Annotated in this window: 2 protein-coding genes; both read right to left on the bottom strand. The window is 42.1% G+C overall.

What is annotated here, in order from left to right:
• Positions 1-126 precede the first annotated feature (126 nt).
• The gene (locus MTN96_RS36785; protein WP_248534838.1) at positions 127-543 is read right to left on the bottom strand and encodes a hypothetical protein; all 417 of its coding nucleotides are present in this window, start codon (positions 541-543) and stop codon (positions 127-129) included.
• A 5-nt stretch (positions 544-548) separates the two neighbouring features.
• Complete coding sequence (locus MTN96_RS36780; protein WP_248534836.1) at positions 549-896, bottom strand: hypothetical protein; 348 nt, start codon at positions 894-896, stop codon at positions 549-551.
• Positions 897-1,039: the final 143 nt, after the last annotated feature.

The following is a 1,039-nucleotide window of genomic DNA, read 5'->3' as shown; positions in this document are numbered from 1 at the left end:
ATTGCCATGGAACACCCAGCCTATTTATTCATACTGCCTAAAGCATAGTTTGAAACCATTGAAAGTACAAAATTAAAAATGGGTGTCTGTTTTATTTTTTGAAAGTACAAAATTAAAGATGGGTGTCTATTTTATTTGCTCACCGTGATTTTGAAAGTACCACCATAAAAACTGCCCTTCAGCACCAAGCAGAGTGTCGCCAAACTTGCGGTAATCACAAAAGGCGATTTCTATTGCCCCGTAATTTTTTATTACCATGTCAAATTTCAACGAGTTGGCTTTCGATGTGGCATGCAGGTTTGCATGGCGGAAATATCTGGATTTGAAGCTGGTTTTTGTTTGGCCTATGTAAAGGATGCAACTCTCTCCATTGAGGCGAGGCACTGGCTTTGAAGACAAGAAAAAATAGACTATGTTTTTTGCCTGAGCAGCCACTTCCGAACCATAAACATTTTCAAAAGCGGACCTTGAAAGCTCATTAATTTGACCCGGTAGGCGCTCAAATTTGGTCACCAAAGATGGCAAGTCATGCTTTGTAATCAAACCTACTACTCCGTACCCAGATGATCTGATAAATGGGTAGACCCATCAGGCAGCCACTCAATGCTCAAATCACCATCACCAAAACGAACTATCCCTTCTTTTTTGGGCAACTCATTACATTGGCCTCGGTGCGCAATAAAAGCATCGAGAAGCTCAATCAGATGTAGCTTAAAACCAGACTCCGTAACCTGATCGAAAATATCTTCTTCAAGTGTCCAAGAAGTACCACTCAAGCGGTCTTCATCATCTTCCGCACGGAAAACCACCTCTCCTGTCACTTTTACAATGTTTGAATGTTGTTCGGCCAACGAGGCAAGACGTGCAGTTTCAAAATTTTGATCGAAATTTGACATACCTTTCCTTTTTGCTCATTGCTCTTTCAGCTTACGCGACCTGAGCGACAGATTGCGTCGCAGAGGTGCATAACATTTTAGTATTTATGCGACACGCTGTTTGTGTTGCATAATCGCTTGTTGGACTGAGCCGCTACCTGCTC

Source organism: Pseudoalteromonas sp. 2CM28B (assembly GCF_023161935.1).
Note: the sequence above shows the minus strand (reverse complement) of the source record. Positions and strands in the feature narration are given on the sequence as shown.

What these genes read in the sequence shown, in the direction of transcription:
- MTN96_RS36780 (WP_248534836.1), bottom strand. Translation starts at nt 896, where the DNA reads ATGTCAAATTTCGATCAAAATTTTGAAACTGCACGTCTTGCCTCGTTG.